Origin of the sequence: Pseudomonas sp. RIT-PI-r (assembly GCF_001297015.1) — a bacterium.
Taxonomy (GTDB): domain Bacteria; phylum Pseudomonadota; class Gammaproteobacteria; order Pseudomonadales; family Pseudomonadaceae; genus Aquipseudomonas.
Genome location: NZ_LIGE01000025.1, coordinates 922498 through 939117 on the forward strand (window position 1 = coordinate 922498; position 16620 = coordinate 939117).

General features: G+C 60.6%; 15 protein-coding genes. 12 read left to right on the forward strand and 3 right to left on the reverse strand.

Annotation, left to right across the window (positions count from 1 at the left end; all coding sequences use genetic code 11):
* Window positions 1-14: 14 nt before the first annotated feature.
* Window positions 15-1346, reverse strand: a complete 1332-nt coding sequence (gene tssK, locus AK821_RS15815) for a type VI secretion system baseplate subunit TssK (RefSeq protein WP_064390723.1) — start codon at window positions 1344-1346, stop codon at window positions 15-17.
* A gap of 46 nt (window positions 1347-1392) precedes the next feature.
* Window positions 1393-1890: a hypothetical protein gene (locus AK821_RS15820; RefSeq protein ID WP_064390535.1), complete on the reverse strand. Its 498-nt coding sequence runs from the start codon at window positions 1888-1890 to the stop codon at window positions 1393-1395.
* Between the two features lie 177 nt (window positions 1891-2067).
* Between AK821_RS15820 and tssB the strand changes: the two genes are divergently transcribed.
* The 10 genes from tssB (at window position 2068) to AK821_RS15870 (ending at window position 13731) form a co-directional block, all read left to right on the forward strand.
* On the forward strand, window positions 2068-2610 hold the full coding sequence (tssB, locus tag AK821_RS15825) for a type VI secretion system contractile sheath small subunit (protein WP_064390536.1): 543 nt from the start codon (window positions 2068-2070) through the stop codon (window positions 2608-2610).
* A gap of 30 nt (window positions 2611-2640) precedes the next feature.
* The gene (gene tssC / locus AK821_RS15830) at window positions 2641-4122 is read left to right on the forward strand and encodes a type VI secretion system contractile sheath large subunit (RefSeq protein WP_064390537.1); all 1482 of its coding nucleotides are present in this window, start codon (window positions 2641-2643) and stop codon (window positions 4120-4122) included.
* Between the two features lie 102 nt (window positions 4123-4224).
* Entirely contained in the window at window positions 4225-4722 is a 498-nt protein-coding gene (locus AK821_RS15835) for an Hcp family type VI secretion system effector (RefSeq protein ID WP_064390538.1), read from the forward strand.
* A gap of 15 nt (window positions 4723-4737) precedes the next feature.
* The gene (tssE, locus tag AK821_RS15840) at window positions 4738-5181 is read left to right on the forward strand and encodes a type VI secretion system baseplate subunit TssE (RefSeq protein ID WP_064390539.1); all 444 of its coding nucleotides are present in this window, start codon (window positions 4738-4740) and stop codon (window positions 5179-5181) included.
* Complete coding sequence (gene tssF / locus AK821_RS15845) at window positions 5165-6958, forward strand: type VI secretion system baseplate subunit TssF (RefSeq protein ID WP_064390540.1); 1794 nt, start codon at window positions 5165-5167, stop codon at window positions 6956-6958. The genes tssE and tssF overlap by 17 nt, the downstream gene beginning before the upstream one ends.
* A complete protein-coding gene (gene tssG / locus AK821_RS15850) occupies window positions 6922-7947 on the forward strand; it encodes a type VI secretion system baseplate subunit TssG (protein WP_064390541.1) in 1026 nt (341 codons plus the stop codon). The genes tssF and tssG overlap by 37 nt, the downstream gene beginning before the upstream one ends.
* A 1-nt stretch (window position 7948) precedes the next feature.
* Window positions 7949-10489 (forward strand): type VI secretion system ATPase TssH, encoded by a 2541-nt coding sequence (tssH, locus tag AK821_RS15855; RefSeq protein ID WP_064390542.1) that lies wholly within the window; start codon window positions 7949-7951, stop codon window positions 10487-10489.
* A 58-nt stretch (window positions 10490-10547) separates the two neighbouring features.
* Window positions 10548-11111 carry a hypothetical protein gene (locus AK821_RS15860; protein WP_064390543.1) on the forward strand — a complete coding sequence of 188 codons (564 nt, stop codon included), beginning with the start codon at window positions 10548-10550 and terminating at the stop codon, window positions 11109-11111.
* A 55-nt stretch (window positions 11112-11166) separates the two neighbouring features.
* The gene (gene tssI / locus AK821_RS15865; RefSeq protein WP_064390544.1) at window positions 11167-13176 is read left to right on the forward strand and encodes a type VI secretion system Vgr family protein; all 2010 of its coding nucleotides are present in this window, start codon (window positions 11167-11169) and stop codon (window positions 13174-13176) included.
* A 12-nt stretch (window positions 13177-13188) separates the two neighbouring features.
* Window positions 13189-13731, forward strand: a complete 543-nt coding sequence (locus tag AK821_RS15870; protein ID WP_064390545.1) for a toxin-antitoxin system YwqK family antitoxin — start codon at window positions 13189-13191, stop codon at window positions 13729-13731.
* 233 nt (window positions 13732-13964) lie between these two features.
* Here AK821_RS15870 and AK821_RS15875 read toward each other — a convergent pair whose 3' ends face one another.
* Window positions 13965-14360 (reverse strand): DUF4280 domain-containing protein, encoded by a 396-nt coding sequence (locus AK821_RS15875; protein WP_064390546.1) that lies wholly within the window; start codon window positions 14358-14360, stop codon window positions 13965-13967.
* Window positions 14361-14550: 190 nt separating this feature from the next.
* Between AK821_RS15875 and AK821_RS15880 the strand changes: the two genes are divergently transcribed.
* Window positions 14551-15618 (forward strand): phosphotransferase family protein, encoded by a 1068-nt coding sequence (locus AK821_RS15880; protein ID WP_064390547.1) that lies wholly within the window; start codon window positions 14551-14553, stop codon window positions 15616-15618.
* Between the two features lie 22 nt (window positions 15619-15640).
* Window positions 15641-16408 carry an SDR family oxidoreductase gene (locus AK821_RS15885; RefSeq protein ID WP_064390548.1) on the forward strand — a complete coding sequence of 256 codons (768 nt, stop codon included), beginning with the start codon at window positions 15641-15643 and terminating at the stop codon, window positions 16406-16408.
* The last annotated feature ends 212 nt before the right edge of the window (window positions 16409-16620 follow it).

The following is a 16620-nucleotide window of genomic DNA, read 5'->3' on the forward strand; positions in this document are numbered from 1 at the left end:
CGTTCCTTGTGTGATCAGGCGCTTTCACTGTTCTGGGCGACAAACAGCACCACTTGCCACGGACTGCTGGTCAGCTTCGCCGCCGGTGCGGCGATCATCAGCGGCAGTTGCGCGTCGAACCACGCGCCTTCGGCCGCCAGCACAAACAGCCGCGTGTCCTCGCCGACGCTGTAGGCCACCTGTTCGCTGCGGCTCATGGCCTGATGGCTCAAACCGCTCATGCGTTGACGACTGAGCAACGCGATGTGCGGCGCCGAAGCGATGATCGCGCCGCGCAACCAGTCGATCGCGGCTTGCTCGCTGGCACCGTTGGGCATGCGCAGACCAATGACCAGACGCTGACTCGGCTGCTCGTCCGGCAATTGAATCGAAAAGCTCTGTTCACCACGCTCGAACGGCAAGCTGCGGTAGCCGGCGCGGATCAGTTCGAGGGTGGTTTCCAGCCATTGCAGCACCGGGTCATAACCGCGCTGCAACTCGAGAAAATCCAGCGGCGCAAACGCCGGCACACCGGCCAGCGGATCGAGCGCCGACCACGCACCAGCCAGCCCGAGCAATTGCACGTAGAGGATCTGCGGCTGCGCGATGCGGCTGTTCAGCAGGCCTTCGATTTCCGGCAGGCGCAGCCACAACGCGGTCAACTGCCGACGGATTTCCAGCGCGTCATCCTGATTGCCGGCCTGCTGCGCCTGACGCAAACGACCACCGAGAAACAGGCACTTTTCCCGTGCCCGCGCACAGAGGCCGGCGATGCGTCGACCGAGCGCCGATTCCGGTAACAGGGTCGGCGTCGGCGCGGTGTAAGACAGCGGCAGGAAACCGCCGCCCTCCTTACGGATTTTCAACAGCGGCAGGCAGATCGAATCGGCCTTGTTCAGTTGCGTACATAACCGCGGGTTGGGTCGCCAGACGGTGATCGACTCCGGGAACTCGCCGCTGGTGAGATCCGGCAACGCCTCGCCGACCACCGACTGCAAGCGGCCCTTGAGCGGCAGCAACTGCCCGGCCCGCCACATCGGGCTGATCGCCAGGTACACGATGACCGTCGCATCGTCGGTAGCATCGATCGCCGCGCTGACATCCAGCTCCAGTGTCGGTCCGACCCCGGCCTGCAAGTCCACCGGCAGACCGTCGGGCATGGTGCCCTGCAGCGACAACACCCGTACTACCCCGGCACTCAGCGCCGATGGATCGAACTCCATGTGGCTGACGCCCCAGAACCAAGGATTACATGCCAGCGCCAGATGTGCGCCGAGCGCTTCGGCGCGCAGCCCTTGCAACTGAAAATGCTGCGGCAGCAATTGCATGCCTTCGTGCCAGCAAACCGCGTCAGGTAGCAGACTCATACGACTCCCTTCGACCAAGCCGCGATCCGGCGGCAGCGGTGGCATTTCAGTGCTCGGTGGCGTTGACCAGACTCATCTCGCGGCTGTCGAATTTCAGCCACGCTTCGCTCTGATCATCGAGCCGCAAGCGGTGCGCTCCGGGAGTGTTATAGCTGGCGAAGACCAAAAGTCCAGCCGCCTTCTTGCCACCCAAAGGGAACGGTTGGCGGTCGATGAATTGTCCCGGCACCAGCTCCAGTCCCCACACGCTCATCAACTGACGATAGTCGCGCTGATACTGCTCGCGCCCGGCGAACCACTGGCTGGCACTGATAGCCGACAACTGCTTGAGCAGATCGGGATCGGCTACCGCGATGAAATCCACCGCGATCGGCGTGTCGTCATTGGCCTTGGGGGCGACATCGAGGATCAGGCTGTCGAGGTCCACCTTCGGCCCGAAGAAGGAACAGCCCGCCAGCAGCGCAAATATGAGCGCTACAAAAAATCGTCCGCACAAAATGAATTTTCCTTTTCCGAGCCCGTCCAAAAATGTTTTTGCTTGCATTTTTATAGACCTGTTCTAGCGTCTTGGGTAGTTCGACAGGCACTGTCGAATGAGGAAGGTTTGTCAAAGGAACGACAGGTCATCTGCTCCCCTTTCTAACCTACGGTCCAGTAAGGGAAAGCGATGAACGGGCCTCCCGATGCATTGCGCCCGCCCATCGCATCGGAGTCCGCCGTCATGGCAGAAAGTACTCAGCACAAGCTCGACCGGGTGCGTCCGCCCCGTGTACAAATCACCTACGACGTCGAAATCGGCAACGCCATCGAGAAAAAAGAATTGCCGCTGGTCGTCGGAATTCTCGCCGATCTGTCGGGCAAGCCGCTTGAGCCATTGGCAAAACTGACTGAACGGCGTTTTACCGAAATCGACCGCGACAACTTCAACGAAGTGCTCGCCTCGATCAGCCCGCGCGCCACGCTGCAGGTCAACAACACCCTCAGCGGCGACGACAGCAAGCTCAATATCGAACTCAATTTCAAACACATCGACGATTTCGACCCGGTCAAGGTGGTGGAGCAAGTCACGCCGCTGCGCCGTTTGTTCGAGGCCCGCCAGCGCCTGCGCGATCTGCTGACCAAGCTCGACGGCAACGATGACCTGGACAAGCTGTTGCGCGATGTCATCGCTAATACCGAAGGCCTGCAGGAAATCAAATCGGCCCGCCCAGACACCGCTACCCCGGCCGCTGACGCCGAGGCCCCGGCCGAACCGCAAGCCTGATCGTCCACTTGAATCGAGGGAGAATTCGTCATGCCAGCCGCCGCCCAGCAACAAGCCAGTGAAGGTACGAACCAGACTTTATCCCTGCTCGACCAGATTATTCTCGAGGGCCGCATGGCCCACGATGACAGTCAGCAGGATTACGCCCGTGACATGCTCGCGGAATTCGCCACTCAGGTACTTGACGAAGGCATGGCCATCGACAAGGACACCGTGGCGATGATCAACGACCGCATCAGCCAGATCGACGAGCTGATCAGCGCCCAGCTCAACGAGGTGCTGCACCACCCGGACCTGCAAAAACTCGAGGCCTCGTGGCGTGGCCTGCACATGCTGGTGCAGAACACCGAGACCAGCACCCGGCTGAAACTGCGCCTGCTCAACGTGACGCAGAAAGAGCTGCAGAACGACCTGGAAAAAGCCGTCGAATTTGACCAGAGCGCACTGTTCAAGAAGATCTACGAAGAGGAATACGGCACCTTCGGTGGCCATCCGTTCAGCTTGCTGGTCGGTGACTACACCTTCGGCCGTCACCCGCAGGACATCGGCCTGCTGGAAAAACTCTCGAACGTTGCCGCCGCTGCACATGCACCGTTCATTGCCGCCGCCAGCCCGCGCCTGTTCGACATGAACAGCTTCACCGAACTGGCCGTGCCGCGTGATCTGTCGAAAGTCTTCGAGAGCCAGGAGCTGATCAAGTGGCGCTCGTTCCGCGAGAGCGAAGATTCGCGCTACGTCTCTCTGGTGCTGCCGCACTTCCTCCTGCGCCTGCCCTACGGCCCGGATACCTCGCCGGTGGAAGGCATCAATTACGTCGAAGACGTCAACGGCACCGACCACAGCAAATACCTGTGGGGCAACGCCGCGTGGGCGCTGTCACAACGCATCACCGAGGCGTTCGCCAAGTACGGCTGGTGCGCGGCGATTCGTGGCGCTGAAGGTGGTGGCGCGGTGGAAGGTCTGCCAGCGCATACGTTCCGTACCAGCTCCGGCGATTTGTCGTTGAAATGTCCGACCGAGGTGGCGATCACCGATCGCCGCGAAAAAGAGCTGAACGACCTCGGGTTCATCGCCCTGTGCCACAAGAAGAACAGCGATGTCGCAGTGTTCTTCGGCGGCCAGACCACTAACAAATCCAAGGTCTACAACACCAACGAGGCCAACGCCAACGCACGGATCTCGGCGATGTTGCCGTACGTGCTCGCCGCCTCGCGATTCGCCCATTACCTGAAGGTGATCATGCGCGACAAGGTCGGCAGTTTCATGACCCGCGACAACGTGCAGACCTACCTCAATAACTGGATCGCCGATTACGTGCTGATCAACGACAACGCGCCACAGGAAATCAAGGCGCAGTACCCGTTGCGTGAGGCCCGCGTGGACGTCACCGAGGTGGCCGGCAAGCCGGGCGCTTATCGCGCGACGGTGTTCCTGCGGCCGCACTTCCAGCTTGAGGAGCTGACGGCGTCGATCCGCCTGGTGGCGACCTTACCGCCGCCGGTTGCCGCTTAAAGCCCCAGAGAAAACCCTGATGGCGGGAGGATTTATCCCCTCGCCACGGGTTTCGTGTTCAGCCCATTTGCCTAATGTGATTTTCTTCAGGAGTTTCAAGCGATGGATGCAATCATTCTCGACCTCGGCGGCGATATCAAAGGCGACAGCCTGCTCGAAGGTTTTGCGGACAAGATCGAAGTCATGTCCTACAGCCACAACGTCGCCATGCAAGTCACCAACGATGTCAGCAACTCGGAGCGCACCTCCGGCAAACCGCATATCGGCGAGTTCACCCTGACCAAATTCGTCGACAGTTCGACACCGTCACTCAACGAATACTGCTGCGCCGGCAAACCGATCCCCGAAGCCATCATCACCATCGGTCGCAACGCCGCCGAAGGCAGCGGGCAGTTGATGCCCTTTATCGTCTACACCCTCACCAACGTGGTGCTGTCCAACGTCAGTGTCAGCGGCGGCACCGGCGGTAAACCGGTAGAAACCGTGTCACTGAACTTCACCAAGATCAAATGGGAACTCACCGCGCAGAAAGACGACGGCACCAAGGAAGGCACCGCCGCGTCGACGTGGGACATGGCCGCCAACAAGCTTGTCAGCTAACCCGGCGTCCCGGCCATGGCAGGCAGCGGCATGCGCCCTCCGTTGTTCGAACGCCTCGCCTCCAGCGAGACGCACGATACGCGGGAATTCGGTCGACAGGATCTGCTCGACTCGGTGCACGCCGAGCTCGGGCGCCTGTTCAATACGCGCCGGGGCCCGCACACGCTGACCCAGCCTCCCAGCGTGATCGACTACGGCATCGCCGACTGGAGTGCCCTGCAACAGCAGCGCAGCGACGACCGGCGTCGATTGGCAAGGGACATCCGCGAAGCCATCAACCATTTCGAACCGCGCCTGCGCCTGGGCGACGTTCAGGTCAACCCCGTGCCCGAGCAACCGCAGCAGATGAGCATTCGCCTGATCGGCGAGTTGCGCAGCGGCCAGCAGCACTGGCCGGTCGCGTTTGTCATCGAGCCCGTTGGACAAGGACTGGAGGTGCGCCATGAGCGACTCGATTGACCCGCAACTGCTCGATTATTACCAGCGCGAACTGACCTGGCTACGGCACGCTGGCGGCCAGTTCGCCGAGCGTTATCCGAAAGTCGCGCGGCGCCTGGAATTGTCCCCCGGTGAATGCCCCGATCCGCATGTCGAGCGTTTGCTGGAAGGTTTTGCTCTGCTTGCCGCACGGCTGCAGCGGCGCCTGGATGACGACTATGCCGAGTTCAGCGATGCCCTGCTCGAACAACTCTATCCGTTGGCAATGCGCCCCCTGCCGTCCTGCGCCATCGTCCAGTTCGAGCCGGACCCCAGCAAAGGCAACCTCAATGAAGGCTATCCCCTGCCCCGCGACACTCCGCTGTTCGTCACCACTCACAAGGGCGACAGCCTGCACTTTCGCACCTCTGCCGCGGTGTGCCTGTGGCCGGTGGCAGTGACCGAAGCGCTGTTGCTGGGCAGCGATGAAGCGCAGGCATTGACTGGCGTGGCGCAATCACGTTCAGCATTGCGCCTGAGTCTCAGTTGCCTGGGTGAAAGCCAGTGGTGCGAGTTGAGCATCGAACGATTGCGCATTCACTTGGCCGCCTCGCCGGTGATCAACGCCTGCCTGTATGACTTGCTTGGCGCCCATGCCGTGCAGGTGCTCGCGGGTTCGCCGGGCAGTGTGCCGACGAGCGTGCAGGGCTTGCCGAAAATCGTCGGTTTCAGCGATGACGAAGTGCTGTTGCCCGATGAAGATGGCGTGCACCCGGGCATGCGTCTGCTGGCCGAATACTTTGCGTTCGCGGACAAATTCCATTTCTTCGACCTGCCGCTGAGCGGCGTCAGCAGCGACAGCCAGACCTTGTATCTGTACATCGTCTTCGACCGTGCACCCGCCAGCCGCGTGCATTTGCAGGCCAGTGATATCGCGCTCGGCTGTGCGCCAGTGATCAACCTCTTCCCGCGTACTTCCGAACCGTTGCGCCCCGATGGCACGCGCAGCGAATACCGGCTGATCGCCGACAGCCACCGCGAAAACAGTGTCGAGATCCACAGTATTCGCAGCGTGCGCGCCAGTTCCAGCGCCGGCGTGCAAAGGCTGCCGGCGTATTACGGCAGTCAGCACAGCGGCGGCGATCAACAGCGTTACTGGCATGCGCGGCGCGTCAGCGGGATGACCCCGAACCGCCTCGGCAGCGATCTTTTGCTGAGCGTAGTCGACACCCGATTCGACCCACTGACCGATCTGCCCGGTTACAGCCTCACCGCCGAATTGCTCTGCACCAATCGTCATCTGGCGCAGAGTTTGCCCGCCGGCACACCTTTGGGTTTCGAGCGTCCCGGCCCGGTGGCCTGGGCGCGCCTGCGCAATCCGCCGAGCCCACAAAGCCTGCCGCGGCTGGACGGCGATTCGCGCTGGCGACTGGTGTCGCAACTGACCCTCAATCACCTGTCGCTGGTCGAAGGCCCCCAAGCGCTGGATGCGCTGAAGGAGATTCTGCACCTGCACAACCTGCGCGATGAGGCCAGTGCAATCCGCCAGATCGAAGGCCTGCTGAGCCTCAGTTGCGAGCGGGTGATCGGCCATGTCGGCGCCGACGCCTGGCGTGGCTGGCGCAACGGTCTGGAGGTGCAATTGCAGCTTGATCCACAGCATTTTGTCGGCAGCAGCGCGGTGTTGTTTTCCGCCGTGCTGGCGCAGTTTTTCTCGGTGTACGCCACAGCCAATCGCTTTGTGCGCACAGTGCTCATGCAGGCCGACAAGGAGGTCAAGGTATGGCAACCCCAAGCCGGCATGCCGCTGTCGCTCTGACCTTGAGCCAGCGTCTGCGCCGCGATCCGCAGGCGTTTGAATTGCTGCAGGCGTTGCTGCTGCTGGAGCGCGAACAGCCGCAAGCCGAATCGCTCGGCAGCGGCACAGCGCCCCAGGCGGAAGCACTGAAACTGCGCGGGCCGTTGACGCCGATGTTTGCCGCCAGCCAGATCGAAGATCTGCGCGAAGAACCCGGCGAGCCGTTGACCATCGACACGCCGGTTTTCGGTCTCGGCGGCCCCGACGGCCCCCTGCCCTATGCCTACCAGGAATGGCTGCAACAGCGGGCACGGGTCAAGGATCATGCACCCGCAGAATTTCTTGATCTGTTCCAGCATCGCCTGCTCAGTCTGCTCTACAAGGTGATGCGCAAGCATCGAATCGCCTTGGGTTTTGTCACGCCCGGTGCTTCGCCCGTGCAGGCACAATTGCGCGCACTGACCGGGTTGCTGCCCAAATCCCTGCAGGAGCGCCAGGCCGTTCCCGATTGTGCGGTGCTGGCCTGTACCGCGCTGTTTGCCGACGGGCGTCGTTCGTTGGCCGGGTTTGCGGCGATCGTCCGCGAGCAATTCGCGGTGCCGGTTGACCTCAGTGCCTACGAAGGTGCATGGCGCGAAATTCCGCGGGCCAGCCGCAGTTTGATGAAGGCTGGCGGGCGCAACCTGCAACTCGGTCGCACAGCCGTGGCGGGAACACGGGTCTGGGATGAACACGCCGGTATCCGCTTGACGCTGGGGCCGTTGCCCGCCGCGCAAGCCGGGCGTTTTTTGCCGGACGGCGAAGCACATCCAGCCCTGGCCAGCCTCGCCGCCTTGTATTTCGGTCCGGACCTGGACGTCAAGCTGGTGCTGCTGGTGCGCGGTGCCGGGCCGATGAGGCTGGGGCGCCAGGCGCCGTCCCTGCTCAGCTGGAACGGTGGTTTGCAGCGGCAGGCCAGCCCCGCGGTACAAACGATCGAAACCCGTCTGCGTCAGCTGGAGATCCCCTGAAATGGAACTGGCCAGCCTGATCGGACGCCTCAACCCGGATAACCGCCGTGCGCTCGAACGTGCAGCGCAACGGTGTTTGCAACGCGGTCACCACTTTGTCGAGATCGAACATTTACTCCTCGAACTGCTCGACATCGAAGGCGGCGACCTGGCTTTCCTGCTGCCGCGTTTCGGTCTTGAACGTGATGCGTTGACGGCCGAAATCAACAAGGCACTGGATCTGTTCAAGGCTGGCAGTACCCGCACACCGGCGTTGTCTGCGCACACCTTGGGACTGCTGGAAGACGCGGTGGTGCAGGCCAGCGTGCTGGGCATCGACAGTATTCGTTCAGGGTTGTTGTTACTGGCGTTGATTGATCGTGATGAGCGTCGCAGCCTGCTGCTCAACAGTGCATCGTCGCTGCTGAGAATCCCTAAGGAAGTCCTGCGCGCCCACCTGCTGGAGTGGACGGAAAACTCTCGCGAGCATGTCGGCGCGCGCAGTGCCTGCGCTGGCAACCCGACGCCACGGCAAGACTCGGTGCTGGATCAGTACACTCAGGATCTGACCGCCGACGCCCACGCCGGACGTATCGATCCGATTGTCGGGCGCGACGGCGAGATCCGTCAGTGCATCGACATTCTGTTAAGGCGACGGCAGAACAACCCGATTCTGGTCGGCGCTCCCGGTGTCGGCAAAACCGCCGTGGTCGAAGGTCTGGCCCTGCGCATCGCGGCCGGCGATGTACCGCCGTCATTGCAGGAAGTCAGCCTGCGCGTGCTCGACCTCGGTTTGTTGCAGGCTGGCGCCGGCGTCAAAGGCGAATTCGAACAACGTTTGAAAGGCGTGATCGACGCGGTGCGCAGCGCCGACAAACCGATCATCCTGTTCATCGACGAAGCCCACACGCTGATCGGTGCTGGCGGTGCCGAAGGCGGCAGCGATGCGGCCAACCTGCTCAAGCCCGCGCTGGCGCGTGGCGAGTTGCGCACCCTCGCGGCCACGACCTGGATGGAATACAAAAAATACTTCGAGAAGGATCCGGCCCTGGCCCGTCGCTTCCAACTGGTGCAGGTTGAAGAGCCGGACGAGATCACCGCCGTGGAAATGCTCCGTGGCGTGGCTGCCAAACTTGAACAGCACCACGGCGTGCAGGTGCTCGATGCCGCTATTCATGAAGCGGTGAAGCTCTCGCACCGCTACATTTCCGGCCGTCAGTTACCGGACAAAGCCATCAGCGTGCTCGACACCGCATGCGCCCGGGTCGCCCTCGGCCAGCACGATGTGCCGCCACCGCTGGAGAGTCTGCGTCATCGCCAGCAAAGCCTGAAAGAAGAAGTCGAACGCCTGCGCCGTGAACAAGCCACCGGGCTGGATCACCGCGAACGCATCACGCTGCTGGAAAGTGAGTCGAAGACCAACGTTCAGGCTATTCGCGAACTGGAAACCCGCTGGAGCGAAGAGCGCGTCGCCGTACGCGAACTGCTCGATACCCGCCGTGAACTGCTGGATTTGAGCGAACGCGCCGACAGCGAAAAACCCGATGAAGCCACCGACAGTCGCATCGATTATCTGGCCGCCGAACTGCTGCGTCTGGAAGCCGGGCTCGACGCGATTCGCCAGGACGATCCACTGGTGCCGGAGCAGGTCGACACCAAAACCGTCGCCGCCGTGATCGCCGGCTGGACCGGCATCCCAGTCGGCAAGATGCTCGCCGACGAAGCGCACGCCGTGCGCACACTCGGCCAGCGCATGGGCCAACGGGTCATGGGCCAGAGCCTCGCGCTCAATACCATCGCTCAGCGTTTGCAGGCTTATCGTGCCGGCCTCACCGACCCGCAAAAGCCGGTCGGTGTATTCCTGTTGGTCGGGCCCACGGGTGTGGGCAAGACCGAAACCGCTTACGCGCTGGCCGACGCGTTATACGGCGGCGAACGCAACCTGATCAGTATCAATCTTTCGGAATATCAGGAGGCGCACACCGTCAGCCAACTCAAGGGCGCACCGCCCGGTTACGTCGGTTATGGCAGTGGCGGTGTACTCACCGAAGCAGTAAGGCGCAAACCGTATTCGGTGGTCTTGCTGGATGAAATCGAGAAGGCGCACTCGGATGTGCTGGAGGCGTTTTACAACGTCTTCGACAAGGGCCTGATGGAGGACGGCACCGGGTTGGTGGTGGACTTCAAGAACACCGTGATGCTCGCCACCAGCAACGTCGGCGCTGAGCTTTTACTTGATACGCCGGTGGCACAACTCGGCACGGAAGCCTTCAACGAAGCCCTGCACAACGTCCTGCTACAAGCCTTCCGTCCCGCGTTTCTGGCGCGCATGACCGTGGTTGCCTATCGACCGCTGGACGAGGCAACGCTGGAAGGCATCGTGTTGGCCAAGCTGGAGAAATTGCGCGGACGTTACAAGGCGGCAACGGGCAAACAGTTCGAGTTTGATTCAGGAATCGTCAAAGCCGTACTCGCCAGGTGCAGCGCAGCGGGTGCACGGGATGTCGAGAATGTGTTGATGACGCAGGTGACGGGAAAGCTGGCGGAGTGGGTGTTGGAATGAGCAGTGTCAGCGTCTTGCGCAGTAAATTTTAATCAACATTTTGAAATGGAGTATTAAAATGAAAGTTTACGTTTTCCCTGTTAGCAATGGCGTTGCTTATTGGGGTGTAAAGTCCCTGCTCAACCCCTATACCGGGGGCGCCGCATATTGTGCGGGGTTCCCTAGTGTTTTTGGCGGAAACGATGATGATGACAATACTTACGTGACTTGCGCCAAAGAGGCTACCGAGGAATCCCACAGAAAAGTTGAGCTCGATTCGGCTGTTTTCAAACTCCTCTGGACTACCAAAGTGGGCGCCGTTCACTATATTTACTATTACGCCACGGGTTTCCATTATTACCCCGCGGCAGTGCTGTCTGTTGCTCAGGCAGGCATGCCCAGTTACCAGGAAGGTACCGGAGACGTGCTTTTACTCGACATGAATGCAGCACCAGTTCCTGACTTGTCCAATCTGGCGGCGCTTATCGATTGGATCTTACAACAGTTCAGATTGCAGTTTCCGCACCCCGGCCCTGTGGACCCTATAAATAACGCAGAAGCACGACAGCAGTTCAACGCATCCGAACATATAACCGCGTTCGCGCACTTGGTTTCACGACATCAAGCGGATCCAATCAACTAGTCCGTTGATTATTCAATGTTGGCACTGAATATTGATTATCACGTGAGTATTTTCGATGCCCCGCTCCTCCGACAGCGCCACCACCCTCTCCCTCACCGCCGCCTCGCTGTCGGCGCTTTACCCTGAATCCCTTTCCGGTAACGAAGCGCTCAATATGCTGGGCGTGCAAACCCTCAACGGGCTCAATGACGGCGCGCCCCTCACCCTGACTTCGGCCGTCGCTACACACGTCACCACCACCCTGCACAACGATGCCCAACAACGCCCCTTTGACGCCTTGGTCGCCGAGATCCGACAACTCCCCGCCGACGCCACGGCCGAACGCTATCAGCTTGTACTCAGGCCGTGGCTCTGGTGGCTGACTCTGGCCAGCAACAACCGTGTGTTCCAGAACCTCGCGACAGCGGACATCGTCACGACCATTTTCAAGGCTTACGGTTTCACTGACTTCAAGCTGTCGCTGACCGGCAGTTACACGCCGCGCGAGTACTGCGTGCAGTACGGTGAAACGGATTTCGCTTTCGTCTCGCGCTTGTTGGAGGAGGACGGGATTTTCTGGTTTTTTACCCATGACGCCGGCACGCACACGCTGGTGCTCGGCGACAGTAACGACGCTTTCGTACAGATCCCCAACGGGCCGACGGTCAAGTACCTGGGTCAAGGATTGGGCGAACGAGAATTGCACGGCATCCGTTGCGGCCAAGTCAGTTTACAGGCCGTGTCCGGAGTGTACCGGGCGACGGATTATGAATTCACCACCCCAACAACTTCTCTTTATGGACAGGCAGAAGCCGTGGCCGGGCCACTCTCGATCTATGCGCATCCGGGTGGTTACAACGCCAAGGCGCGCGGCGATACCCTGACCAAGCAACGGGTGGATGGCTTGCGCAGCGAGGAGAAGCGTTTTGTTGGCGAGAGTGACTGTCGCTGGCTGATTCCCGGGCATTGGTTCACCCTCGACGGGCATGACGACAGCAGCCTGAACATCGATTGGGTGGTGACCCGCGTCACTCACGACGCCAGCCACGAGAGCTATCGCAACCGCTTCGAAGCGATCCCCAAAAGCACCGCGTTTCGCCCGCAGCGCACCACGCCGAAACCACGCATGCATCCGCAAACAGCGATCGTCGTGGGCAAATCCGGTGAAGAAATCTGGACCGACGAATACGGCCGGATCAAGTTGCAGTTTCCGTGGGATCGCGATGGCAAGAATGACGAAACCAGCTCCTGCTGGGTGCGCGTGGTGTTGCCGTGGAGTGGCAAAGGGTTCGGCATGCAGTTCATCCCGCGCATCGGCCAGGAAGTCATCGTGACGTTTATCGACGGCGATCCGGATCGTCCACTGGTCACTGGCTGCGTCTACAACGGCGACAACGCCCTGCCCTATGCTCTCCCGGCCAATCAGACACAATCGGGAATCAAGACCCAGTCTTCCAAAGGTGGCGGCGGTTTCAACGAGCTGCGCTTCGAAGACAAAAAGGACGCTGAAGAAGTGTTCTTGCAGGCGCAAAAAGATCTGAACATCAACGTGCTCAACGACGCCACCGCCATCGTTGGCCACGACGAAACCCTCACCGTACAAAACGCCCGCACGCGCACGGTGAAGGACGGCGACGAAACCGTCACGCTGGAAAAAGGCAAGCGCAGCGTCACGATCCAGACCGGCAGCGACAGCCTCGATGTGAAAGACAGCCGTACGGTGAAAGTCGGTGCTGATCAGAACCACAGCACCGGCGGCAACTACACCGACAAAGTCACCGGTGATTACAGCCTGACCGTGGATGGCAACCTGACCATCAAGGTCAGCGGCACCCTCACCCTGCAAAGTGGCGGCAGCTTCACGATCAAGAGCGGCGCTGATCTGGCGACGTCGGCGAGCACTTCAATCACACAGAAAGCCGGCACCGCGATGACCAATCAGGCCGGAACTTCGCTGGACAACAAGGCCGGCACGACGCTGACCAACGACGCCGGCATCAGTCTGACCAACAAGGGCGCTGCCTCGCAGACCGTCGACGGTGGCGGCATGCTGACCATCAAGGGCGGTCTGGTGCAGGTCAATTGACAAGGAGAAGCCATGGCAATCACACCGCTGGATCTGCAGCAGGCTGACAAGCAGCTCAAGGGCCGTTTGCAGGACGGCCAGCTTGATGGACCGCTGAACATCAAGGATGACGGGCGCAAGCAGGCCGATCTGCATTACCGCGAGGGCGAGTTGCAGGGCACGTCACTGCTGTATCACCCCAATGGCAAGGTCTCGGCGCAAATGCCGTTTGTGCACGACAAGCTGCAAGGTGTCGCGAGTTTTTACGCGCCGGAGGGTTTTTTACAGCGCAAGGCGACGTATCGGCGAGGCTTGCTGCATGGCGAAGCGTTCAATTACTTCGCGGATGGGCAAGTGGCGGAGGCGGAGTTTTATCGCGATGGCGTACGTGAGGGGCGTTATCAGCGCTTTCATCCGAATGGCAAACCGGCGGTGGAAGCGCGTTATCTGAACGGGCAATTGATGGAACCGGAGCAAGGCTATGCCGAGGACGGGCGGCCGCTGGGCGCCGATGGCAAGCCGATTTCGCGGGTGCGCTGGTGGTATCGGCAGTGGGCGGATCCGCAGCAGGCCTGAAAACCCCGGAAGAGCCCCTCACCCTAGCCCTCCCGAAACGTCGGACCGCCCAGAGGGAGAGGGGACCGACCGAGCTGTCTTGCTTCATACATCGACCTGCAAGACCGAGTCGATTATGGATTCACAGCTAGATTTTCACGTCGGCGTAGCTCATCAATATCCCCCAATCGGCTCCCTCTCCCCCTGGGAGAGGGCTGGGGTGAGGGGTTTGGATTTCACGCCGAGCACAAAACTCAAGGGATGAGCATCTGCATCTGCCCCGGCACCACAATCTTGATCACCCCCGCCCAGTTGCACATCAACGTCGAGTTGGCATCGATCGCCGGCATCCCGCCCAGCAGCAACGTCGGCGCCCCGCCAGGAATCCACGGCGTGGCCGTCGCCGGGATGCACGGCATCGGCGTCAACACACCCAGAGCGGCGGCCGTCGCAGCAGCGACCATCGGATTGGCCAGGCTCATGCACACGCCGAACGGCAGGATGTTGACCAGCGGGATGTGATCCATGATGTTCGCCGCCGGCATCCCGCCGGTCAGCGTGCGGTTGACCGGCAACACGTTGAGCATCGACGGCGCAGCGCCGAAGCTGCACTGCAGCGTGGCCGAGGCACAGACTTGTGGGCAGCCCATTTCAAAGCTCCTTTTCGACCATGGCATACCCGCTAAACCTTAGTCTGCCGCTGCCCTTCGCGCACATTCTCAAAGGTGATTATCCGGCAACACGCTAACCTATAAGACCGCCCTGCGCTTGTGACCGCCCGAGCGCACCATTAGATTAGCCAATGATGTCTGGCCTCCAAAATAAGCAGAAGGGATAAGCATGGCGCTTACTGACCAGTCCACCCGTATCCGCTCCGGCGAAGAACTCGATGCCAGCCTGATCGATCCGTACCTCAAGTCGCACATTCCCGGCCTCAGCGGCACACCTGCGATCAGCCAGTTTCCCGGCGGTGCGTCGAACCTGACCTACCTGCTGGAATACCCGGAGCAGGAATTCGTTCTGCGCCGTCCGCCGTTCGGCAACAAGGCCAAATCCGCACACGACATGGGCCGCGAATTCCGCATCCTCAATCAATTGCGCGACGGTTTCCCGTATTGCCCGAAAGCTTACGTGCACTGCACCGACGAATCAGTGATCGGCGCCGAGTTCTATTTGATGGAACGGGTCAACGGCATCATCCTGCGCTCGGAACTGCCGCCGGAACTGGGCCTCGATTCGGCAAAGACCGAAGCGCTGTGCAAGAGCTTCATCGACCGCTTCGTCGAACTGCACCGTGTCGACTACAACGCCTGTGGCCTCGGTGACCTGGGCAAACCGCAAGGCTACGTCGCCCGTCAGATCAAAGGCTGGAGCGAGCGCTATGAGAAAGCCCTGACCCCCGATGCGCCACACTGGGAAAAGGTCAAAGCCTGGCTCAACGACAAGATGCCGGCCGACCACCCGACCTCGAGCATCGTCCACAACGACTACCGCTTCGACAACGTCATCCTCGACCCGCACAACCCGATGCAGATCATCGGCGTGCTCGACTGGGAACTGACCACCCTCGGCGATCCGCTGATGGATCTGGGCAACACCCTCGCCTACTGGATTCAGGCCGATGACCCGGCACCGGTGCAACTGATGCGCCGCCAGCCGAGCCATGCGCCGGGCATGCTCACCCGCCGCGAGTTCGTCGATTACTACGCCGAACGTTCGGGCATCCAGATCGACAATTTCGACTTCTACTACACCTACGGCCTGTTCCGCCTGGCCGGCATCGTGCAGCAGATCTACTACCGCTTCTACCACGGCCAGACCCAGGACAAACGCTTCGCGCAGTTCATTCACATGAACAAACTGCTGGAGCAGATGAGCCTGCAAGTCATCGCGAAATCGAGCCTCTGACGGCCCACACCAAGGAACCCCTATGTCCAAGACTCAGTTGTTCGACCTCGACGGCAAAATCGCTTTCGTTTCCGGCGCCAGCCGTGGCATCGGTGAAGCCATCGCCAACCTGCTGGCCCAGCAAGGCGCCCACGTGATCGGTTCGAGCCGCAAACTCGATGGCTGCCAACACGTTGCCGACGCGATCGTCGCTGCTGGCGGCAAAGCCACAGCCGTGGCTTGCCACATCGGTGAAATGGAGCAGATTGCCCAAGTATTCGCCGGGATCAAGGAACAGTTCGGCCGCCTCGACATTCTGGTCAACAACGCCGCGACCAACCCACAGTTCTGCAACGTGCTGGATACTGACCTGAGCGCGTTCCAGAAGACCGTTGACGTAACCATTCGCGGCTACTTCTTCATGTCGGTCGAAGCCGGCAAGCTGATGCGCGAAAACGGTGGCGGCAGCATCATCAACGTCGCGTCGATCAACGGCATTTCGCCGGGGATTTTCCAGGGCATCTACTCGGTGACCAAAGCGGCGGTAATCAACATGACCAAAGTTTTCGCCAAGGAATGCGCGCAGTTCGGCATCCGTTGCAATGCCCTGTTGCCGGGCCTGACCGACACCAAATTCGCCTCGGCACTGGTAAAGAACGATGCGATCCTCAAGCAGGCGCTGACGCAGATCCCGCTCAAGCGCGTGGCCGATCCAAGTGAAATGGCTGGCGCCGTGTTGTATCTGGCCAGTGATGCATCGAGCTACACCACCGGCGTAGCGCTGAACGTGGACGGCGGTTTCCTCTCCTGACCTCCTGCCACCCCATGTGCTGATCGCGGATCACGACTGACCCATGCACGAGCTGCCGACGGCTGCGATCTTTTGATTTTGTTGTTAGAGACAAGATCAAGGATTGCAGCCTTCGGCAGCCCCTGCACGGCCTGAATATTTATTCTGATATTTGCATTAACGGAATTTTTATTCCATAAATAGCCTTCCTGAAAATAAAAATCCAAAGGAAG